Source organism: Archaeoglobus sp. UBA230 (assembly GCA_002507545.1).
Lineage (GTDB): Archaea > Halobacteriota > Archaeoglobi > Archaeoglobales > Archaeoglobaceae > Archaeoglobus.
On the sequence record DAVR01000011.1, the window covers coordinates 51,751 to 72,166 of the forward strand.

At 43.2% G+C, this 20,416-nt stretch carries 20 protein-coding genes and 1 tRNA gene; 10 read left to right on the top strand and 11 right to left on the bottom strand.

Annotated elements, in window-relative coordinates:
* Together manA and serA are read right to left on the bottom strand one after the other, a co-directional pair.
* The gene (manA, locus tag BP688_RS03005; protein WP_290623598.1) at positions 1 to 903 is read right to left on the bottom strand and encodes a mannose-6-phosphate isomerase, class I; all 903 of its coding nucleotides are present in this window, start codon (positions 901 to 903) and stop codon (positions 1 to 3) included.
* Positions 904 to 951: 48 nt separating this feature from the next.
* The gene (serA, locus tag BP688_RS03010) at positions 952 to 2,535 is read right to left on the bottom strand and encodes a phosphoglycerate dehydrogenase (RefSeq protein WP_290596064.1); all 1,584 of its coding nucleotides are present in this window, start codon (positions 2,533 to 2,535) and stop codon (positions 952 to 954) included.
* Positions 2,536 to 2,609: 74 nt separating this feature from the next.
* Between serA and BP688_RS03015 the strand changes: the two genes are divergently transcribed.
* From BP688_RS03015 to BP688_RS03030, 4 genes are all read left to right on the top strand, one after another.
* A complete protein-coding gene (locus BP688_RS03015; RefSeq protein ID WP_290596063.1) occupies positions 2,610 to 3,104 on the top strand; it encodes an NTPase in 495 nt (164 codons plus the stop codon).
* Complete coding sequence (locus BP688_RS03020; RefSeq protein ID WP_290596062.1) at positions 3,101 to 4,141, top strand: tRNA (guanine(10)-N(2))-dimethyltransferase; 1,041 nt, start codon at positions 3,101 to 3,103, stop codon at positions 4,139 to 4,141. Before BP688_RS03015 ends, BP688_RS03020 begins: the two co-directional genes overlap by 4 nt.
* 17 nt (positions 4,142 to 4,158) lie before the next feature.
* On the top strand, positions 4,159 to 4,548 hold the full coding sequence (locus BP688_RS03025; RefSeq protein ID WP_290596061.1) for a DUF1641 domain-containing protein: 390 nt from the start codon (positions 4,159 to 4,161) through the stop codon (positions 4,546 to 4,548).
* A 65-nt stretch (positions 4,549 to 4,613) separates the two neighbouring features.
* The gene (locus BP688_RS03030; protein ID WP_290596060.1) at positions 4,614 to 5,555 is read left to right on the top strand and encodes a tetratricopeptide repeat protein; all 942 of its coding nucleotides are present in this window, start codon (positions 4,614 to 4,616) and stop codon (positions 5,553 to 5,555) included.
* On the opposite strand, the gene BP688_RS03035 is transcribed toward BP688_RS03030, so the two are convergent.
* Complete coding sequence (locus BP688_RS03035) at positions 5,552 to 6,160, bottom strand: TIGR00296 family protein (protein ID WP_290596059.1); 609 nt, start codon at positions 6,158 to 6,160, stop codon at positions 5,552 to 5,554. The genes BP688_RS03030 and BP688_RS03035 overlap by 4 nt on opposite strands.
* Before the next feature lie 43 nt (positions 6,161 to 6,203).
* On the opposite strand from BP688_RS03035, the gene BP688_RS03040 reads away from it, so the two are divergent.
* Positions 6,204 to 6,980: an ROK family protein gene (locus tag BP688_RS03040; RefSeq protein ID WP_290596058.1), complete on the top strand. Its 777-nt coding sequence runs from the start codon at positions 6,204 to 6,206 to the stop codon at positions 6,978 to 6,980.
* On the opposite strand, the gene BP688_RS03045 is transcribed toward BP688_RS03040, so the two are convergent.
* Genes BP688_RS03045 through hjc form a run of 3 tightly spaced genes read right to left on the bottom strand, consistent with a single transcriptional unit; the run spans position 6,940 to position 8,945 of the window.
* The gene (locus BP688_RS03045) at positions 6,940 to 7,914 is read right to left on the bottom strand and encodes a nucleotidyltransferase domain-containing protein (RefSeq protein WP_290596057.1); all 975 of its coding nucleotides are present in this window, start codon (positions 7,912 to 7,914) and stop codon (positions 6,940 to 6,942) included. The genes BP688_RS03040 and BP688_RS03045 overlap by 41 nt on opposite strands.
* A gap of 1 nt (position 7,915) precedes the next feature.
* Positions 7,916 to 8,488: an HVO_0476 family zinc finger protein gene (locus tag BP688_RS03050; protein ID WP_290596056.1), complete on the bottom strand. Its 573-nt coding sequence runs from the start codon at positions 8,486 to 8,488 to the stop codon at positions 7,916 to 7,918.
* A 55-nt stretch (positions 8,489 to 8,543) separates the two neighbouring features.
* On the bottom strand, positions 8,544 to 8,945 hold the full coding sequence (gene hjc / locus BP688_RS03055; RefSeq protein ID WP_290596055.1) for a Holliday junction resolvase Hjc: 402 nt from the start codon (positions 8,943 to 8,945) through the stop codon (positions 8,544 to 8,546).
* A 41-nt stretch (positions 8,946 to 8,986) separates the two neighbouring features.
* Here hjc and BP688_RS03060 point away from each other — a divergent pair, with 41 nt between their 5' ends.
* The gene (locus tag BP688_RS03060) at positions 8,987 to 9,316 is read left to right on the top strand and encodes a hypothetical protein (protein WP_290596054.1); all 330 of its coding nucleotides are present in this window, start codon (positions 8,987 to 8,989) and stop codon (positions 9,314 to 9,316) included.
* Here the strand turns inward: BP688_RS03060 and BP688_RS03065 are convergent, their stop codons facing one another.
* A complete protein-coding gene (locus BP688_RS03065) occupies positions 9,317 to 10,579 on the bottom strand; it encodes a 3-isopropylmalate dehydratase large subunit (RefSeq protein ID WP_290596053.1) in 1,263 nt (420 codons plus the stop codon).
* Between the two features lie 77 nt (positions 10,580 to 10,656).
* On the opposite strand from BP688_RS03065, the gene BP688_RS03070 reads away from it, so the two are divergent.
* Positions 10,657 to 10,753 (top strand) — tRNA-Tyr (locus BP688_RS03070).
* A gap of 124 nt (positions 10,754 to 10,877) precedes the next feature.
* Here BP688_RS03070 and BP688_RS03075 read toward each other — a convergent pair.
* Genes BP688_RS03075 through BP688_RS03090 form a run of 4 tightly spaced genes read right to left on the bottom strand, consistent with a single transcriptional unit; the run spans position 10,878 to position 17,246 of the window.
* Positions 10,878 to 11,921: a hypothetical protein gene (locus BP688_RS03075; protein WP_290596052.1), complete on the bottom strand. Its 1,044-nt coding sequence runs from the start codon at positions 11,919 to 11,921 to the stop codon at positions 10,878 to 10,880.
* Complete coding sequence (locus BP688_RS03080; protein ID WP_290623601.1) at positions 11,912 to 14,557, bottom strand: type IV secretory system conjugative DNA transfer family protein; 2,646 nt, start codon at positions 14,555 to 14,557, stop codon at positions 11,912 to 11,914. The genes BP688_RS03075 and BP688_RS03080 overlap by 10 nt, the downstream gene beginning before the upstream one ends.
* A complete protein-coding gene (locus BP688_RS03085; protein ID WP_290596050.1) occupies positions 14,554 to 16,416 on the bottom strand; it encodes a VirB4 family type IV secretion system protein in 1,863 nt (620 codons plus the stop codon). Before BP688_RS03085 ends, BP688_RS03080 begins: the two co-directional genes overlap by 4 nt.
* Positions 16,413 to 17,246, bottom strand: coding sequence for a hypothetical protein (locus tag BP688_RS03090; RefSeq protein WP_290596049.1), 834 nt, complete (start codon positions 17,244 to 17,246; stop codon positions 16,413 to 16,415). The genes BP688_RS03085 and BP688_RS03090 overlap by 4 nt, the downstream gene beginning before the upstream one ends.
* Positions 17,247 to 17,317: 71 nt before the next feature.
* On the opposite strand from BP688_RS03090, the gene BP688_RS03095 reads away from it, so the two are divergent.
* From BP688_RS03095 to BP688_RS03105, 3 genes are all read left to right on the top strand, one after another.
* Positions 17,318 to 17,830: a hypothetical protein gene (locus BP688_RS03095; protein WP_290596048.1), complete on the top strand. Its 513-nt coding sequence runs from the start codon at positions 17,318 to 17,320 to the stop codon at positions 17,828 to 17,830.
* Between the two features lie 335 nt (positions 17,831 to 18,165).
* Entirely contained in the window at positions 18,166 to 19,245 is a 1,080-nt protein-coding gene (locus tag BP688_RS03100) for a hypothetical protein (protein ID WP_290596047.1), read from the top strand.
* A 67-nt stretch (positions 19,246 to 19,312) separates the two neighbouring features.
* Positions 19,313 to 20,401 carry a hypothetical protein gene (locus BP688_RS03105; protein ID WP_290596046.1) on the top strand — a complete coding sequence of 363 codons (1,089 nt, stop codon included), beginning with the start codon at positions 19,313 to 19,315 and terminating at the stop codon, positions 20,399 to 20,401.
* Positions 20,402 to 20,416 lie beyond the last annotated feature (15 nt).

The window sequence follows — 20,416 nt, forward strand, 5'->3', positions numbered from 1 at the left end:
TTAAACCTTTAGATATATCCTTACTATTTTTCCCCTCTCGCTCTCAACACTGAAGGATTCTGTTGAGGCTGGAACCAAGCAAGAATAACCGCGGTGCAGATCAACACTCTCTTTACCCTTCAGTAGGAAGTAACCCTCAGCAGCGTAGATGATATTCATAACTCCATCAGTTCTGATCTCTGCCGTTCCTGTAACATCAATAACCTCAACGCCAAAGTTTTCGGTCTCAGCCTTCCCCTTCTGCCCTTTTACTTCATAATCCTCTACTTTATTCGTCTTCAGCACTTTTTTAACCTTCTCAAAATCTTCCTTCTTGAATAAATACGTGAGCGTCGAGTTTGAGGACGTCTCAAGTAGCCTCAAATTCTCGGCTGCATGGGGAATGCCGGGGTTTATTACAAAGGTGTCATAGGGTGTGGTTTCAAACTTGTTCAGCAATTCTCTGAAATCGAATTCTTCTTCACCTTCAAATTTCTCCTCCAACTCCTCCAGCTTTACATCATCTTTAAATCCAATGTAAGCATTGCCCTTGTTGAACACCATCCAGATTGCCTCAACACCTCCCTCTGCCTCACCAAGTGATTCTGCAGTCTTATCGGACGGGTGAACATGGACGGGGGATGAACCGGCTACATCGGCAATCCTGACGAGTAATGGAAATGTGCTGTATTTCTCGGCAGCCTTTCCAAGCAATTCATCCTTGAATTTCGCAAAAAATTCAGGCATACTCATCTGCTGACCGTTAACCAGAACGAAAGAAGGGTTTGAGGGATGAGCGGAAAACTCCCATGACTCACCGATACCGCTCTGTCTGAACCCCTTAAGCATCGCAATCCACTCGCCCCCCCATGGTCTCTCTACCAAATTTTCCTGAGCCTGAAAGACAAAACTCGGAAGTTCCATGCATTCAGTTGGGAGAGGAATATATAAAACTTTGGGATAAATTAAAATTCAAAGTTCAACATAGGTGGCATCAATTATTCCATCGAGCTTGACCATTTCACTGAGAACTTCTTCAGTCGGTGGATCGTCAACGAGAAGGAGCATCAGCTGTATCCCTCCAGGTTCGTCTCCACTCCTGCCGACTATCATTCCTGCGATGTTGATGTTGTTCTTGCCAAAGAGCGTTCCAACTCTCCCAATAACCCCCGGCTTATCTTCGTGCAGCGATATCACGTAATGACCCTTCGGAACGAAGTTGACGTTGTAAACGTCAATTTTCAGGATTCTGAACTCACTGCCGAAGCATGTCCCAGCGAGATACATTTCTTTACCATTGCTCTCAACGACAACCTCAAGCAGACTCTCATAATGCTCCGCACTCTCGACTCTGCTCTCCTCAACAGTTATACCCCTCTCAGCCGCAACCGGCTTTGCGGAGACGAGGTTAATCTCACTGCCGAGTATCGGCTCAAAGAGGCCTTTAAGTAGCGCTCTTGTTACGAATTCTGTGTTCTTGCTGGCGAGCTTTCCGCTACACGTTACCTTCACCTTCTTTATTGCACCGCCAAGGCGTGTGCTTGCTATCTTGCCCATTTTCTCCGCCAGCGTCAGGAAGGGCATCATGTACTCGAATTCAGCAGGTTCTATTGATGGCAGATTGACTGCGTTTCTCACTGGCAACCCCTTTGAGAGGTTAACAACGTCCTCTGCGATGATCATTCCGACATTGAGCTGGGCTTCTCTTGTTGACGCAGCTATGTGGGGAGTGGTAACAACGTTCTCAAGCTTCAAAAGAGGGTTGTTGGAATCCGGTGGTTCCCTTTCATAAACATCAATACCTGCAGCAAAAACCTTACCATTGGTTATTGCTTCATATAAAGCATTTTCATCAACAATTCCTCCTCTTGCGGCGTTTATGACAATAACTCCATCTTTCATCTTCTTGAACTGCTCCTTTCCGATCAGACCAATGGTCTCCTTCGTCCGAGGCACGTGGATGGTAATAACATCGGAGATCGAGAGAAGTGTGTCAAGATCGGTCAGTTTAACACCGATTTGCTCTGCCCTCTCCTTCGGCACGTAGGGGTCAAAGGCAACAACATTCATCTCAAGAGCCTTGCAGCGCTTCGCAACTTCGAACCCCACTCTACCAAGCCCAATAACTCCGGCAGTCTTTCCTCTAAGCTCTATGCCCATAAACTTCTTTCTCTCCCACTTTCCCTCTTTAACACTCCTGTCAGCCTGTGGAATTTTTCTTGCTGCGGCAAGCATGAGGGCTATTGCATGTTCAGCAGTGGAGATTGTGTTCCCGCCCGGAGCATTGACGACAACAATTCCGTGCTGCGTTGCCGTTGCGATGTCAATGTTGTCTACTCCAACCCCCGCTCTTCCTATGATTTTCAGATTTTTTGCTGCATCAAGAATCTCTGAGTCGACTTTTGTTTGACTCCTCACGATGATGGCATCGTATTCTGGGATCGTCTGTATCAACTCCTCTCTGCTCATGCCCACCTTGATATCAACCTCAAGCCCGTTTCTTCTCATGTACTCTACCGCTTCATCACTGATCGGCTCTGCAACCAAGACCTTCATACCTCGCTCCGTTAATTGGAGGACTAAAAACCTTTACGATAATCCTTTTTATCTCTGCCATTTCAAACGTTGATGTGAGAATTGCGGTAACTGGCAGACCGGGAATTGGTAAGACTACCGTTTGTATGAAGGTTTACGATGCTCTCAAGGATAGAATTAAGATTTCGGGATTTATAACGAGAGAGGTAAGGAGTGGGGGTAGAAGGATTGGATTCAAGCTTGTGAATCTCTCTGATGGCAGTGAAGAGTGGCTGGCGAAGGTTGGGGAAGGTAAAGTTAAAGTCGGGAAGTATGCGGTTTTTGTTGAATCCCTTGAAAGTTTTTTGGAGAACATAAATTTGGACTGTGATCTTCTGATTGTGGACGAGGTAGGCCCGATGGAGCTTAAAACTCGTAAATTTGTTGAGTTTATGAAAGATGCAAAGAGACTGGACAGAATACTCGTTACGGTACACTACAAGTCGAAACACTGGCTTGTTGAGGAGATAAAAAGAGATTTCAGAGTGTATGTCCTTGATGAGATGAACAGGAATAAGATTGCCGAAGAAATCGTGGAGGAACTTGGATGATTGAAGAGGGAAGGGCGAGGATAATCACGGAGGGAGTGTTTTACAATTCCCGAATGAAGTTTTGCAGAGACCTCGACATGGTCATATTTTCCGAGATTGATTCGGCAGAGTATCTCGACGCCCTTGCAGCAAGCGGTGTAAGGGGAATCAGAGCGGCTTTGGAAGCTTCAAAGCAACCCATTTTTAATGATCTGAATCCCAAGGCTGTCGAGATCATAAAGCGTAATCTGGAACTCAATGGTCTGGAAGCGGAGGTTCACTGCATGGACGCTTCGATTTTGATGAGAGGAAGAAGCTTTGAACACGTGGATATTGATCCCTTTGGCTCTCCTGCCACTTTCATTGACTCAGCATGCTTTTCAGCAAGAAAATACCTTAGTGTTACCGCAACGGACACCGCTGCCCTTTGCGGAAGTGCCACAAACTCAGGTTTGAAAAAATACGGAGCGTATGCTGTAAAGACAGACACTTATCACGAAACAGGCCTGAGGATGCTGATTGGATTTGTTGTTAGAGAAGCAACGAAATACGAGAAGGCTTTAACACCACTAATCTCGTGGGCAAAGGAGCACTACTACCGTGTACATTTCTGCATACGCAAATCAACATCAAAGGCTGGAGAGATTTACGAGAAAGTGGGTTACATCAACTTCTGTCCCAGATGCCTGAGAAAGGAAGTTACGGCGATGGGAGAGTGTAGAGAGAGATGCGAGTGCGGGTCGAAGTTCGTCATGCTCGGACCCCTCTGGCTTGGTGAGTTGAAGCAGTCAGAGTTCGTCACCAGAATCTACGAGAGGTCAGAAGGAAAGCTGAGGTATTTTGTGGAAAAGTTGAAGGAAGAAGTTGAGGTGGCAACAGCCTATAATTTACAGCAGATGGCAAGCAGAGTTTCTGAGAGAGCACCTCCAACCATGGAAGTCGTGAAAAAGCTTCGAGAAATGGGCTATAAGGCCTCCAAAACGCACTACTGTGGTTTCTGTATTAAAACCGATGCGAAGGTTGGTGTTTTGGCTGAAGTCATTAAATATTTATCTTGAGAGTTGTCATCACTTCCATGGAAGAGAGTGAACTTGCAGAACTGACAAGGTTGCTCTCGAGTTTATCAGAACTGTCAAAGAAGCTTGAAGAAAATAAAGAAACTGTGGAAGTGGCTATTAAGGTTATGCCCAAATTACTGGCTTTCTTGGATATCTTATCTAACCTATCCGAAGAAGAGATGGAGAAGCTAATCAGGAATTTTGAGGTTGTTGTGAGGGTTGCAACAAAGATTGATGACAGGACACTTTACCTTCTCGAAAATGTTGTTGATGCGCTCAGACATGCGAAAACGGAGGAAGTGAAGTTCTTTGGAATTATTAGAACCTTGCAGGACAAGGACGTGAGAAAATCACTTGGATTCCTCTTAAACTTTGCCAAAATCTTTGGTAAGGTTCTTGACGAGTGACAAGAAAAATATATCAAATTAATCCTTAGCAAAAAAGCTCTTAAATGCTGAAAATCAGTGTTTCTATGGAAATTGCAAAAAAGGTTGAAGAATTGCTGCGGGGGGGCAGAATTTTTGACGCTTTTGAATATGTAAAAGAGAACGCTCCTGACGAACTCAGGGAAACAATTGAAAAGTCTTTTAAAGATGCAGAGGAGATAAAGAAGCTCGAGGGATTTTGGAAAAAGATTATGCTTATTCTCCACTTTGCTTATGCCTCTCAAGAGGCTGTGGAAAAGAATGATAGGCAATCGCTTGTCTCATGTGTTGTCTCATCTGTGAATGCGATAAAACTCAGCCTTGAACTGGATATGAAGAGGATAACACCAATTTTGATGAGAAACGCTGCAAGAGCTCTGGTAATGATGGATATGAAAGAGAATGCGGAGAGAATGTATCTTGAGGCTGAGAAGATATGTGAAGAGGAAGGAGATGAGGAGATGCTTGCAGCGATAGACAATGATCTTGCCACACTCTACTACGAGTTAGGAAAGTACAACGAGGCAAAGGTGAAGGCTGAAGAGGCTCTTGAGATAAGAAGGAAGTTGGGAAATAAAGAGGATATAGCAGAAAGCCTCTCTACAGCATCTGAAATCTACGTCAAACTGGGGGAGTTTGACAGTGCTGAGGACTGCTACGTTGAGGCGGAGAAGCTTTACAGGCATCTTTCTGGTGAGAGAGAGTCATTCAAACTGAATCTCGCCATACTTCTCAGCAACTTTGCCATGTTCAGGAAGAAGCTTGGAAGGTATAGCGAAGCTGAGAAGATGTTCCACGAGGCTCTGGAAATATTTAAAGAGCTTGAGAAGATTGACCCAGATTTTTCCCAGTTCGTTGCGTCAGCCTACAAGCACCTTGGCGATCTGTATAGAGAAATGAAGGAATATGTGAGGGCGGAGGAATACTACAAGCTGTCGAGGGAGAAGTTCAGAGACATCCAAAAGAGATGGGAAAGTATCGCAAGCTAAAGGCTACAACTTCTTATATCTACTTCCACAATTTTTCCTCTCGGCTCCACTTCCTTGAAAATCTGCCCCTCGAATCTGTAAACTTCTGCTCCAGTTAACCAGCAGTCCGGTGGTAAGCCGGCTTTCATGCAAGTCTCGCTTAGAAACTCCTCAGAGTCCATTTTATACTCAACGGCCACTTGAGGTAAAAGCAATCCCGAAAAAGGACCCATTCTCACAATCAAACCGTGTCTGCCTATTTCAACGTGCTGTGGAAGGTCTCTCGGTTTTACTTCTATTTTCTCAGGTGGTGTCAGCACTGTAACCTCAACGGTGATTTCATCCATCTCGCTGAGTCTTACCGGATCAAAACGCGGATCGTCAACGGCAGCAGAAATGGCGGACTCTATGATTGCCTCATCCAGTCTCTTTATGGGATATGGGAACCCTATACAGCCCCTGAGATTGCCCTGTTTGGTGAGCGTTGTAAAAACACCTCTTTTTTCAGCAAAAACGCCATTGAATCTTTTCTGCAAAATCTTTCTCTCGTCAAGATAGGTTTCAATTGCCTCTCTCGCGAGTCTTACAGCCCTCTCTCCCTCCTCCTGAGTAAGCAGTTTAACCATGACGGAAAGTGAATTTTAAAATTAATAACGTTGTTGCTGGTTTATGATACTCGGAATTGATGTTGGTGGGACGAACACAGATGTTGCCCTGATGATGGATGACGGTTTTGATGTTAGAACATTCAGAACCGCAGAAATTTTGGCTGGTTTTTCTGAATTCATTGAAAAATACTGGCCAGATGTTAGTGTTGTGGGCATAGGGATTGCTGCTTGGCTTAAGCTAACTCCAGATGGTCTTCAGTTTATAAATGCGCCCAATCTTCCTGAAATTCCCGATCTTACCCTCTCAAAACCCTTCGTCGTGGATAACGATGCGAACTGCTTTGCTTACTTTGCTTCAAAAACTCTTGGATATAGCAATCTGCTCGGAGTTACGGTTGGAACAGGGATTGGGGGTGGTGTGATTACAGAGGGTAAAATCTATAGAGGATGTGGGGCTGCGGGAGAAATCGGGCATACATACGTTGGTGGAGAAAAGGTGTGTATTTGTGGTGGGAGAGGACATCTTGAGGCATATTTTGGTGGATGGGCAATAGAAAATGCGGAAAAAAAGATCGAAAGCGGGGAAATTTACGAATGTGATGGATTTAAGCTTTTCTGCATGTCTCTGGCCAATGCTGTGATGATCCTCAACCCTGAAGCCGTGGCTGTCGGTGGGAGAATTGGGGGAAGGCTTGATTCCTCTTTAATTCAGGAAAACGTTGAGAAATGGGTACATTCAGCGATTGAAGTTGAAATTCATACGGTAAGGGATGACTACGCGGTCGCAAAGGGGGCTGCTATGCTTGCCCGCGATACCATTCTTCAAACTCAGTCTTAAGCCCCTCCCTCTCAAGCAGATCGAGGGAAACGATAAATTCATCCTGAACTTCCCTCTTCGTCCCTACAATGAGGTAAAGCTCTCCATCAATCTCCTCAAGCTCGCCCCTCGCAATAATACTCTCCCCCATGAACGCCTGACCGACGTAGGTGTGTGTGAAGCTCAAAACGGCTTTGATGTATGGATGCGAGATGGGGTAGTAAGCTGGGTAGTCGAAGGTCAGAGAGTCCTCCAGAACTTTTGCCCTGACAGCATATTTTCCCTTCTTACTGCCAATTTCTTCCGGAACATCCCTGTCAAGCTCATCATATCCCCTCACGTAGAGTAAATCGAAGTATGTACTTCCAAGAAAGGCTCTGTGATACTTTCTGCGCTCATGCGCGAGAAAAACATCATAGGGCAGGGTTACCTTCCTCTTCTTGTATATAAAGTCCCAAGTAGCTTCGTCTGGCTCGGATAGCTCTCCTGACTCGATGCCCTTCCTCAACTTCTCTCTTGCCTCAAACCACCATTTGCCGTAAACTATAAAGTCCACATCAGACTCATCACCCTCCAGAGATAGAAGCCTTGACCCCGTCACTCCCATCTCAGTTTTTGGAATTGCAGAAAAGAATCTAACGATCTTTCCAACTTCATCGGATCGTGAAGCGAACTCCAGTCTCTCCTCGGGCTTGTAGACCTCATCAATGTCCTCATGGGGTATTAAGAAAAGTCCACTTTTCATGTATTTTCTCGCCACATTCGTCTCAACGGCTTCGTCATGAGAGATTTTTCTGTATCTCCTTCCAGTCTCGCCGAGAACTCGGTCTCCCTTTGCATCTGGGATGTATCTCAGAAAGCACTTCACACTCGTTGAATTCCTGTATCCTACAACTGAGAAAAAGCAGTCACCAACTCTGACAAAATCTCTCAGCCTAAGAGGTTTTGATCTCAAATCATCTCCCCTCATATTTGGCGTAAAGTCTTCTTATATCTCTCGCTCTCGCTCTACTACCTTCTCTCCTTAAAACTCCGCCAGATATAAGCTTGATCCTGTGAACTCTGAATTTCTTTCCGTCAATGTAGATGTTCTCGCCAACCTCAAACTCCGTTTCACCATCAACGACCATCTTGTATGGTGACGTAACACTCCTCTTGTGTAAACTCATCCTCAATTCCACTTCTCCTACGTCTCTGAGCCATACGGTCTCAATATCTTCTGATTGCGCGCTCTCAACCCTCTGGCCATTTTTCATCTCTATAGAGGTCACTTCACCAATCTTGTGCCCGTCTTCAGTATCAACTATGTATTCATCCCCCTTCTCGATTTTTTCTCCTTCATAGACTTTTATGCTCCCCTTTACCGATTCAGCTCCGGAACTGATAATTGCTCTTATCTTCATCTCCCTTCTTGGGGTATGGGTTGTGTATCCTCCACACTGTGTACAGCGGTAAAGGTTCTTTTCAGCCCTTACGATCTCATGCAATGTTTCCTCCTTGCATATATCGCAGTAAATGAATTCTTTCATCATCTCACCTTTTTCATGCAGATGAAAAGTTGAGCTTCTGGGCAGTTAAATTTTCTCACCCAAACCTCTTCTGAATGATCTTTCCAATAGCCTCCTTAAGATCAAGACCGAGAGGATAGATGTCATCGTCAATCTTGAAGTTCTTCTCGGTTCTCTCAAGCATCTGGATTGTGAAGAACTTCCACTTTTTTCGTGGGAGCTTCAAAGCTACATAGGATGCAGCACCAAAACTCTCCGAAAACTTTTCGAGTTGTGCAACCTCATCGGATGACAGATAGAGTGGTAATTTTTTCCTCATCTTTACCTCAATGGCCAGATACACCTTCCCATTCCCAGCAACTATATCGGGACAGGGAAAGGTGGAAACTCCACTTCCGGCAACTCTTATCGCTGCAAAACCTTCCTTCCAAAGCTCGGCTATCAGATCTCTCTCAAATCTCGTGCCTTTGTTTTTCATGCCTACCAGAAAAATTTTTTAATAATTTATTAACTTTACGTATGGCGAAGTTGCTCGTTATCATAGCAAGCGGGAAAGAAGCAAAGGAAAAAGCAATTGCCGGACTTCTCTTTGCGGCAAATTCTATCAAGTTCGGGTGGGCTGAAAGTGTCGAGATCGTCTTCTTTGGCCCCTCCCAAGACCTATTGGCAGAGGACGAAAGCTTCAGAGACATGGTTGTTAGCCAGCTCGGCGAATACAAACCCATTGCATGCAAGTTCATTGCCGATATGAAGGGTTACTCGGATAAACTGGACTTTACAAGGCTGGAATATATTGGTGAACTTGTGAACAAATTTATTGATGAAGGATACACTCCAATGGTTTTCTGATTATTTTATTTTTCCTGGGTCTGTAATTTCTCCATAAATCGCCGTAGCAGCTGCAACTGCTGGATTTACAAGATATATTTTGCCCTCAGGGCTTCCCTGTCTGCCCACGAAGTTCCTGTTTGACGTTGAAACGCTCACTTCACCACTTGCGATCAGACCAAAGCTACCTCCCATGCAGGGACCACAGCATGGTGCTTCCACCAGTCCTCCCGCCTCGACGAAAATATCAATCAACCCATCCTTCAGTGCCTTCTGATACTCCCTTCTGCTTGCCGGTATAACAATGAGCCTGATGTTAGAGGCTACCGTTTCTCCCCTCAGAATTTCAGCAGCTATTTTTAAGTCCTCATACCTCCCATTGGTGCATGAGCCAATGAATACCTGATCTACCTTTGTACCCTCAACTTCCGATACACCTACGACGTTGTCAACTCTGTGTGGCACAGCGACCTGTGGCTCCATTCCAGTAACATCAAGCTCAACTTCCTGAAACTCTGCACCTTCATCGCTTCTCAACTCCTTTATATCTCCCTTGAACTCTCTGCCCACTGACTTCAGGTAGTCCAGAGTTATCTTATCAGGTTCGACTATTCCGGCTTTTCCGCCCATCTCAATCGCCATATTGCACATCGTCATTCTGTCTGACATTTCCAGTCTCTCAACAACCTCTCCGGCATATATGCACGCCTTGTAGTTTGCTCCATCTGCCCCAACCATCCCTATTAGCTTCAAAACTATGTCCTTTCCGTAAACATGTTTCTCGAGCCTGCCGTTAACATTGAACCTTATTGACTCAGGAACTTTAAACCAGAGCTTTCCCAGAGCAAGGACACAACCCATATCTGTTGAACCTATGCCTGTAGCAAATGCTCCGAGAGCGCCATACATGCAGGTGTGACTGTCTGCACCAACTATGAGCATTCCCGGCTCCACGTGGTTTTCTACCATCAACTGATGTGCTATCCCACCTCTGACATCATAGTTCAAAATTCCCTGCTCCTTGGTAAAGTTTCTCAGTGTTTTGTGGTTCTCAGCAGCTTGAACGCTGTCGGCAGGAACCTGGTGGTCGAAGGCCATGATAACTTTGTCAGCATTCCAAACCTTCGCTTCATTTCCGGCAATCTCTCTGAAGGCCTTGATTGCGAGAGGGGCTGTAATATCGTGGATCATGGCGAGGTCTATGTCTGCAAACACAAAATCTCCTGATTTTACATCTCTTCCGCTTGCTCGTGAGAATATCTTCTCAACCAGAGTCTGGGGCATGGTTCAAAGGATGAAGGGAGTTTTAAAAATGTTTGCAGCACAAGGTTTTTAAGCAGATTAGGGCTATAACCTAACGACCCGCCTTAGCTCAGTGGCAGAGCGTGGGCCTGTAGTCAGCCACTCCGCTGGCAGGCGGAGAGCCCATGGTCCCCGGTTCAAATCCGGGAGGCGGGATGCTATCCGGGGTACAATCCCCGGATAATTTTATATAATCTCTTTTCTGCGAAAATAACTTGTCAGAATTTTTTAGGACATGGTATATAATAAATTTATCGAAAAATCTAGCTAAGAATACTCATCAATAGCTTTTCCGAAAAACATCTAACACGAGCTTTGCAACATCTCTAAAAGATATTATTTGTTCTTCCCTACTAATGCTGTAAACTGCCTGAAGTATAGCATCTGCAACGATAGAATCTTCTTCCCTCAACCTACTCAAAGCATGACTGACTGCAAGTCCACAAAGCTTACCAGCAACGAAAGAACCAGATGGAAAATCTGCAATACTGAGCAGTTCTGGGTCGATAATTGATACCCTTTTTACCGTTTTAGGTAAATTTTTCTGAGCATCCCTTGCTGTAACCTTTTCTTTCACCTTACTCGAAGAATACTTGCAGCGATTTTGCCTTAGAAGCTTAATTTCGACTCTCCCAGTTTTTGTCGAAAGTAACCTATGAATTGCTGAAACAACTTCACAGCTTCTCACAGCAATCTCTTCTTCTCCGCTAAGGCAATCATTGCAAACTTCAACATCCATGGTCATAAACTTCGAAAGTATGTTCGCATGCCTTCTCTTTATAATACCCTTTGGCACGAACTGTCTGCTTAGCTCATCGGCAAAGAGCCTCGCAGCCCTAAGAGTTGGATTCAGCTCACTCTTCAAGTATGCATATGCGAGTGCTGCGCCATCTATGATTAGGTTATTTCCCTTAAACCAGACGAAACCCTTCATCTTTTTTGAAATGTAGTCTAAAAACAGCGTGTCATCGTAAAACGAGATCGTTCTTTCCTTGCCTTTAGGAGCTCGTAAGATTTTGTCTCCTCTAAGAATTCCCATTTTCTTAAGCCTTTTCACAGCAATTCCCGCTATCCTATCGGCAATACCAAACTCTTTTAACCTCTTACTTGTTTCTTTAACAAGTGTGGTCTCCGCTATCCTATCCCTTTTGAGGGCGATATTTGCGGCAATAATGCAAGCCCTATCCAGCTTACTATTCGTTACGTGAGCAAGAAGGAAACCAGCTTCTGCTCCGCTTAATCTAAGCAAAGGAGGAGCTGGTGTTAACTGGAGAATCGGATAAGCCAACTCTATATTACGAACAGATAGCTTGATCATGACCATTCGTCATCATCTTCATCCTGGAATATCCTACGCAACTCTTCCAGCCTATCTTCATTTATCTCCCTTTTTATGCTGTCACTCACTTTTTCGCCCTTCAAGTACTTCTTAAGCGCATACTCCAAAGCTGCAGTAAGCTCTTTTCCTCCCGCAGTCTCTTCTCCCATTATTCTTCTCCAGAACTCTGAATCGCTCCTCCTTACCGGAATCAGCTTGAATCCAGTCCCTGCTCTTATCACCTGCACAACGGGAAAATCGAAATCGTCTGGCGGAAAGATGAGCACGATGAAGTCTCTACCTTGTTCAGGCATAACATCTCCAAATTCTTTATATGGGTCGAAAACTGTCCTTTTAACAGTCCACCCCTTGTCTTTAGCTTCTCTAACTGTACACTCTAACTCGTTGGTTTTAACATTAAAGAGCATACCGTTTGATTCATACGCAATCTCACCAGTGTGTTTGTTCACCCAAAGCTTTCTGCCCCTGTGATCCCTCTCCGGCTCGTCAGTAGTGTAGAAGCCACTCCTACCCCTCATATCGGTAAGAATCTGAAGTATTTGCCTCGCAGTTGAAGTGTACTCTTTTACGGTAGTTCCAGAACCCATTACAACAAATATTGCAACCCTGCTAGAGCTGTACGCTTTTTTCAACTTCATTAAAAGCTGCCCAGGACGAGTGTGCGTTGTTGTTTCTATCTCAACTGCAGCCTCTCTTCCTCTCGTTAACTGCCATGCTCCACTCTTATTCATCTTCCTGTAAACTTTGTCCATCTCCTGATAGTTCATCGCAGCGGGGTATTTTAGCAGTAAATCTGGCATGTACGCATCTCTAGCTACAGGAACTTCAACAACAAAGCCGAGCTGGGTGAAGAACTCGTAAACCCTCTCAACAAGCTTTCTATGGTCAATTAAGCCAGCAAGAATCGTGTTGAACTTGCCGTCCCAAAAGTAGGATTTGATTTTGTTGGGCTTAGGATTAGCTGTATACTTCCCTTTAACGAGTTCACTTCTGAGCTCTATCAGATCCATCCTGTCAAAGATCTCCAAAAGATTGGCATATTGTTGCTCAGTAACATTTATCGCTCTCCTTCTAGCTTCTTCAGCAAAATTTCTGTAATTTAGCTCCAAGCCCTTGATAACGAGATTGTATAGAATTTCTACCATTTCATCCACAAAACCATCCTTCAGCGAGAACCTGCTCATCTCCTTAATTCTTCTCAGGCTTGCGGACAGATCCATTTCCGAGATACGCTCTCTGCCATAAAGCGAAAGAGATCTCTCGATAACTCTGCTGATCTCGTTTCTGCTTCTAACTGGAGTTGTAGGCGGATATGTTCTGATTATGAATGGATCAGATAGTTCGTTCCTTACCATTAAACGTAGCATTACAATATACAGGCCCAAAGACAACAGATCTTCATCCTTCACACCTGGAAACCTTTTTATCAGAACCTTTGCATCGTTGGGGTTTTGCGGGTTGAAAGTAATGATTGTCCCACAGTTTCCGTAGACAGCTTCTCTTATCTCGTGAGAGAGCTGACTTGGATATTGAGTAGCCAGAATCAGCCCAAGTTTAAACGCTCTAGCCTCTGACAAGATTTCATCGAAGGTTGAACCTTCAAACGCGAAGTTTGCGAATTCATCAATGTACAAGAAGAATGGAACTCGCTCTTCTGGTGGCGTATCAACTCTCGACTTTGCGGCAGCCCATATCTTCGATATCACCGTTAAGCCTACGAGCTGCATTATAGCTTCTCCAACCTCACCCTTTGGAATTCTTACTAAGATTATTTTTCCAGAGTCGATAGCTTCTCTGAAGTCGAAAGAACTCTTTCTATGAGCAACAATCTGCCTGGCAACCTTGTTCATAACCCAGTCGTTCAAACGTCTAATAACAGGTTCCATCACGTCCTCTTTCATCTCATTTATCTTCAGTAAGTATTCCCTGATGATTGGATCCTTCACGGATTCTGCAAATTTGTTCCTTATCTCTTCATCCGTAAGAAGGACATACAGATCGAGAAACGTTAGTTGATCCTCTTCTGACGCTCTCTCATTGAAGTCAAGTATAGCCCTAATCAAAGTCTCAAAAATCCTACCGAACCTCTCACCCCAAATTCTTGTCTGCTGTTTCATTAAAGCTACGAGATCGCTGACTATTACTTCCTTGATAGCATTCAGCTGAGCATCGCTCAGATTCTTCTTAGGCAATTCAAGAAAGTTCAATCCGACTACTTTATCGTAGTTTGCCGGATCGATAAGAATTACGTCGTCGATTCTGTGCTCCGGCACTCGCATGAGCACTTCTTCGATAGCATCACCCTTTGGATCAATAAAACATAATCCGTGGCCAGCATGCATGTCTTGGACGATCATATTAACAAGAAGCGTGCTTTTTCCCATCCCACTTCCGCCAAAAATTACCATGTGGCGGAATCTATCCTGAAAGTTAATTGGAACGTGTATGTCTCCCCTTATATTGTCTGTATAAACACCAAGATACAGCGGATCACCGTACTTCTTGTTGGTTAAGAGTTCTTCATAACTAACTTCCTTTCTTTCTTGTACAGGCTTAGAATTTGATTTTTTACTCTTCCTAAGCTTTTTTAGAAATCCAAGCATACTACCACAATCCTTCAAACTCCTCTTCCAGCAGTTCCAAGAAACTCCAATTCACCCGGAGATGCAAGCACATTAATGTGATAATTCCCTTCTCCTGGAATAGCTACGAGAGCTGAAGAGTATCCGGAAGTTTTACCCTGTGCAGCCTCCTTTACAAACCTCTCTCCGAAACTGGAGATGTTCAAGATCTTTTTGACATCTTGCGGGATAGAATCGAGTCTGAAAATTACCACTATATTTGCGTTCGTTAAGATCACTCTTCCCTCTTCATGCCCAACGAACTCTTCGAAGTTCTGGCTGATGAGAGTATACCCAACCTTGTAGTGCCTTGAGTGCCTCACACTTCTCTCCAGAAACGCTCTGATCTGCTTGTACCTCATGAAGTAGTGCGCTTCATCTATTACGACGATCTTTCTACCACTCTCACCCCTAACTCTCGAATCAATCCATGTTAACACTGCATGTAGTAAAAGTGGGCTTCTTACGACTCCTTCAACCTCGCTGAAGTCGAAGTAAACTATTCTACCGTAAATATCTACATTCGTTTTACCGTTGAACATACCTAGTTCAGATTTCTGCGAGAATGCTTGCAGTGATGATTTAAGTCTCGCAGCAGCGCTCTGCTCTTCCTGATTTTCAGCAACATCGTCAAGCTTTGCAATTACGTCATCTATTATCGGTGTCTCGAATTCTGGACTTCCGAACCCTCTCTCCTCGTACGCTCTCTGTATTGCTTTTCTTAGTACACCAGATTCAGTCTTATCCATTGGGCTTCCAACTTCTTCTTCGAAAAACGTAGAGAAGAACTCCATTAAGGCCATGAGCTTCTCTCTTAGTACATCAACTGGCTTTTTACCCTCTGGAATGATAATGTCAAGTGGGTTCATTGTAGCCTTTCCGACAACGATTCTCTGTGCCCCAAGAACTTCAGCCAAGTCAGTAAATCCGCCGAGGGGATCAACGAGGAATATCTTTATCTTGGGATCGTTTATGAACCACCTCAGCATTTCAAGCTTAACAAAGAACGATTTTCCACTCCCAATTTTTCCAACCACGATTTCATTGTGGCCTGCAAAGCTGAACCTGTCTATGATAACGGGAGCTCGAGTTGCCGCATCGAAGCCGTAAAGCACGCCGGTGGGATGCATGATTGTGGGAAAAACGAATGGAAAGCACGAAGCAGCAGCATCGCTGTCAACGAGTATTCTCCTTCTAAGCAGATCTTTACCTTCGGGAAGAAAACACTTGAATGCATCGAGTATCCTGTATCTGATCCTTTTCAGCTGAGCGCCTTTAGACTTCATCTTCTGCATGAATTCTGCATGAGCATCTTCGGCAGCTTCTCTGTCCTTCTTTAAGGGAGAAACTGCAAAGTATGTGCTTAGAGTGAACAGTCTTATTCTCCTCGCTGTAAGCTCCTCTCTGTATCTGTAGAGATATTCAAGCTCCTGCTCGATGTGCTGAGTGTCTATTCTCCCCTTCCTTCTCATTTCAGCAAGCTTACCTTCAAGCGATGTAATCTTCCTGTTCAGCTCTGCAATAACTCTTTCCTCGCTCACGGGCTCGATGAATTGGGAGAAATCGAGTCTGAACGGTTTCCATGCAAATTCATCGGCAATCCAACCCTCATAGACCTTAGCTGGATAAACTGAAATGTAGCTCAAAACCATTGGATTACCGTTTACCGTTATTAGCCCTTTTTCAACCTCTATTAGTTCGGGCGCTATTATACTTCTATCAACTTCTTCTCTATGTCCATCTCTGTCAAGAAGCTTTGGAAGGAGACTTCTCTTCTTTACACTCTTCTCTTTTCTTCTTATTGTTGCATTTTTCCTGCCTGCTCGCGTATTATCGTTAACAGCTGAAACCGTTCTCATCGTTCCACCTCCCTTAAAAGGAGCTTTGTAGAATCGTAATTTGCCGGCATAATCCTCCTGTAGTTTATGAGATCGTATAAGGCAAGTATTCCGTCCCTGCCAAGAATTTCAGCCTGAATTCCTCCCCTCCTGAGTCCAGCAATAACAGTCTCAACTCTCCTCTTTAGCTCTGAAACGTCCTGAGCTGTAACGACTACGAAGTATCTCCTCTGAATAATCTCTCCAACAACTCGATTGAGCCACCTTATGTAATCGTCGAGAACATTCCTAAGCATGGGATTTGCAGCTATATCTTCATCTCTGTACCTTAAAACGAGGTGGTTCATGTATCTGGTGATGTCGAATTCACAAGCTATGCTGAGGATCTGAATTGGAAAGTCGAGGGAGTTGAGCATGTCCTTGTAAGAGTCGAGATACGCTCTCTGCTCGGTAGGGAGAGCATAGAAGAAATTTACTGGCTTTACCTCGATTACAGATGCTATTGATCCATCTGACAGCTTGCATATCCAGTCATCAACAAACCTTAACGATGGAATGTATTTAGTTGTGTCAACTTCGTGAGCGTAAACGGTTTTTCTCTTTACTAGAAAGTATGCAGCATATGCTGGAAATGCGTATCCCGTTTCTTCTGGCATCATTGCCTTTAACAGTACGAGAAATGCAAACGTTAGAAGTGATACAGCTATGGCGAATTCGCTATAGTCTGCTAAAAGTAGCCAAACAAATCCTGAGATTAGCCCTATTATTAGTAGTTCGAGGGATGTAAAGCCGAATATCTTTAATTCACCTTCTAAGACTGACGGAAAGTCAACGACTCTCAGCCCCTCCATGTATATATTTCCACATCAATGTATTTAAATCTTAGGTGAAAGTATTTATTTAAGTAAGTATAAGTGGAATTATGCAGTTTAGGAAATTACCGCGCAATGTATTTTCGAGAGGGTGTAACAGCTCAAACCAAAATGGGAGTAGATCTGAACAGGGTTTTGTCGAGGTTATAGGTGAACTCCTAATTCTTGCAATCGTAGTTTTCGTGGCTTCGCAGATAGCATTAGCTCTGAAGCCGCCAGAAGTTGAAAAATATGCAGATGTGCTTATAAGAGATGCCAAGGAACCACTTGCAACTAATCAGGCGTTTGATATTATCATGATTGCTGGAAGTGTTAGATATTCCGATTTAAAGGTTGTTTTGAGAGATGCTACTGATGGAAACTTGCTGGATATTGCAACGTATAATGGTAATCAAATTGCCGGCAACATTATCCAAGCTACAATTAGCGATGCAGATAGTTACTTTTCTACAGGAGATGTGCTGAGGTTTACTCACACTGGAGTCCTACAACCTAGAAGGTATGAGATAACTATTGTCGATAAGAAATGTACCATTGCAGACTCACTTGTCGAGATGAAATAACTTGTTTACATAATTGTCAACTAAAAAATAAAAGAATTTGAGTCGACAAAAATGAGTATCGAGTTATTTTATCAAACCTATTCCAGCAATTTTAGGCATCATAAAAGCTGATAAACTGATAAACTCGTCGAGGAGATACTTTGCAACTGTTTGCACACTTAAGCATCGCGAAGATAAGAATTTCACATGTAAGCACATAGTTACAGTAATGCAACAATTGAACAACAACCACGGAAAGAATCGAATTACGATTATGATGTATACAACTTAGAACCAATGAAGTCTCATACCAGAAAGAAAAACCTTAAGAAAATACTAATAGATATTGACGCTAGATGGGCATTGAGGGGGTTGTTATGTCAAATGAATCTCCAATTGTTGTCGTTATACCACCAGCATCTTCTATAGATCTAGCAGTTACTCTGGAGGTACCAACACCAATAGCAAAGATTGAAACTCTTGGACTGCTACTGTTTGCGGATGTTGCATATGTCGAACCGAGTCTGACAGATAAATTACAAAAAATATCCAAGTTGGTCGAAATTCGTCCATATCCTGATGAGATCTACCTTACTTACAACAACGGACTTGATAGAGTAGATAATTTGTTATTTAACACTATTCGCTTTGCCGCAGAAAATTATGCTCTTCTATCATTCCTTAATGACGAGGAACTGGATAATATGATGGAAATTGTCCATGAATATGGTTCTGAGTATAGGCCGCTCTTGTACAGAAGCTCCTTGGTTTGTGATATTTTGAGATTTATAGTGTCCAATGAATTAAGCCCTGATATTAGTAACATTTCAGAAGATTGTCTGCAACAATTGGCAGAATTATCGGAAGTGTTTAAGGAAGATCTTCAAACAGCAGTTTTGTATTACACGGAAAGACTCTCAGGGCAACGCTTTTTGAACCAGCAAAATAAATTCTGGCTTAAGGAAGAGATCTCACGAGGTCAGCAGGAAGTTTTACGTCTACTCTCGCCAGAAAAGTTAAAGAAATTTGACAAATCTGCTTTGATTTCGGATGGAATCCAAGCACTAGTCTCGTACATTTTTGGTTTAGCGTCCATACCTGCACCTATAAGCACAATCTTGGAAGCGTATCGCCAGATAAAATCCAAGCGAGTTCTGAGTTCTCCACGCGCTAAATTGGGATGGGCTACTTTAGTCATTAAAAGAATTCTGATGTCTGGATTAAGCACAATTAACGAACCTAGTAAATGTATCGTTTGCTCATTGACACTGGAGGAGATAGAAAGAATGTCGAAAGATGATGCAGAGAAAATTATCAAAGAGCTCTTCAAACCTGAAAATTTGTGTGAAGAGCACATGGTCGCATGGTTGAATATTAGAAAATCTCGCGCACTATTTGGGAAAAATTTACTATTAGCTATGAAAAAAATACCATAATGGTTGGTGAGTCCGTCCTGTAAGGATCTGGAGGTCGAAAACTAGTAAATACTTCAAAATACGAAAAATGAAGGGAAAAATTCTGGTTTTGGCTGGGTTGATTGTTATTGGATTCCTCATTTATGGCTACTTAAATCAAGATGTCAATTCATTGCTAGAATCAGTGTTTGGTGTAAAAACTGTAGAAGTCTATGAACTTGGGCAGATGGCCGAAAGAGGCGAAATATCTTACGAACTTTATAGATTGGCTTTATACGAAAAGCTAAGAAATCCTGATGTACTGTTTAAGTACGCGTTTGGGAAGCTATATATCTTTAAAAACGGTTCGAATTACATTCTCGAGGGGAGATACATCGAAAGAATAAACGATACGTGGTATAAAGTTGTAATTGTCTTTTACGATGATCTGTTCACAAAGAAATACTGTTCTGTCAAGGTTAATGTGAGCACAAAACTCAGAAGTGGCTATGTGGTAGATAACTGGTTCCCGAGCTATCTTAAGTTTTTACATGGAGATGGAGGAATTATAGAGGCAAAAACAGAAAATGGAGTAGTCTATAGAGAATTAGAGATACTGGTTTACAAAAATATCAATCCAGAAGATAAAAGAATTGCTGAGGAGATTGCTAACCAAATCCTAGACTTTGCGCGTGAGAATGGTTTGACGAAGTCTCAAGCGGTTGAATTGACAGGCTTAGAATTCACACCCATTGCAATTAATTATTTCTCGGAAAACGACTGGATAACTAAACCAATCGTTTTCGAAGCTTTGGATGGTGACAAACTGGTAAAAGTATGGTTGAATACCAGTGACAGCCTTATGGAATCCTTTATTCTCCACGGTAAAGGTAGTTGTTATGCCCAAACCTTTGTCGCAATACACGTGCTCAACAGTATGGACGTTAAAGCTGCCGAATTGGCTCTGCATCATCGAGGAAGCAATGTTTATCACTCATATTTAGCAACACCATGCGATCAAGTGAAGGTGAATGAACTAAAGGATTCGAGATTCATATCTCCAGCAGTTATCAAAGCTGATAAAAAACAGACACAGTGGATTGTTTACGATGTAGGTTTGTCATATGCTGAAGGATATCGAAGGTATCTAGATGACGTTCCTTTTACTGACACAGCATATCTTATATTTTACCTATGACTATATTTATCATAA

Bases quoted from the DNA above. Each gene is read 5' to 3' on its own strand.
- manA (WP_290623598.1), bottom strand. From the start codon at position 903: ATGGAACTTCCGAGTTTTGTCTTTCAGGCTCAGGAAAATTTGGTAGAG.
- serA (WP_290596064.1), bottom strand. From the start codon at position 2,535: ATGAAGGTCTTGGTTGCAGAGCCGATCAGTGATGAAGCGGTAGAGTAC.
- BP688_RS03020 (WP_290596062.1), top strand. From the start codon at position 3,101: ATGATTGAAGAGGGAAGGGCGAGGATAATCACGGAGGGAGTGTTTTAC.
- BP688_RS03025 (WP_290596061.1), top strand. From the start codon at position 4,159: ATGGAAGAGAGTGAACTTGCAGAACTGACAAGGTTGCTCTCGAGTTTA.
- BP688_RS03030 (WP_290596060.1), top strand. From the start codon at position 4,614: ATGGAAATTGCAAAAAAGGTTGAAGAATTGCTGCGGGGGGGCAGAATT.
- BP688_RS03035 (WP_290596059.1), bottom strand. From the start codon at position 6,160: ATGGTTAAACTGCTTACTCAGGAGGAGGGAGAGAGGGCTGTAAGACTC.
- BP688_RS03040 (WP_290596058.1), top strand. From the start codon at position 6,204: ATGATACTCGGAATTGATGTTGGTGGGACGAACACAGATGTTGCCCTG.
- BP688_RS03050 (WP_290596056.1), bottom strand. From the start codon at position 8,488: ATGAAAGAATTCATTTACTGCGATATATGCAAGGAGGAAACATTGCAT.
- hjc (WP_290596055.1), bottom strand. From the start codon at position 8,945: ATGAAAAACAAAGGCACGAGATTTGAGAGAGATCTGATAGCCGAGCTT.
- BP688_RS03060 (WP_290596054.1), top strand. From the start codon at position 8,987: ATGGCGAAGTTGCTCGTTATCATAGCAAGCGGGAAAGAAGCAAAGGAA.
- BP688_RS03065 (WP_290596053.1), bottom strand. From the start codon at position 10,579: ATGCCCCAGACTCTGGTTGAGAAGATATTCTCACGAGCAAGCGGAAGA.
- BP688_RS03075 (WP_290596052.1), bottom strand. From the start codon at position 11,921: ATGGTCATGATCAAGCTATCTGTTCGTAATATAGAGTTGGCTTATCCG.
- BP688_RS03085 (WP_290596050.1), bottom strand. From the start codon at position 16,416: ATGAGAACGGTTTCAGCTGTTAACGATAATACGCGAGCAGGCAGGAAA.
- BP688_RS03090 (WP_290596049.1), bottom strand. From the start codon at position 17,246: ATGGAGGGGCTGAGAGTCGTTGACTTTCCGTCAGTCTTAGAAGGTGAA.
- BP688_RS03095 (WP_290596048.1), top strand. From the start codon at position 17,318: ATGCAGTTTAGGAAATTACCGCGCAATGTATTTTCGAGAGGGTGTAAC.
- BP688_RS03100 (WP_290596047.1), top strand. From the start codon at position 18,166: ATGGGCATTGAGGGGGTTGTTATGTCAAATGAATCTCCAATTGTTGTC.
- BP688_RS03105 (WP_290596046.1), top strand. From the start codon at position 19,313: ATGAAGGGAAAAATTCTGGTTTTGGCTGGGTTGATTGTTATTGGATTC.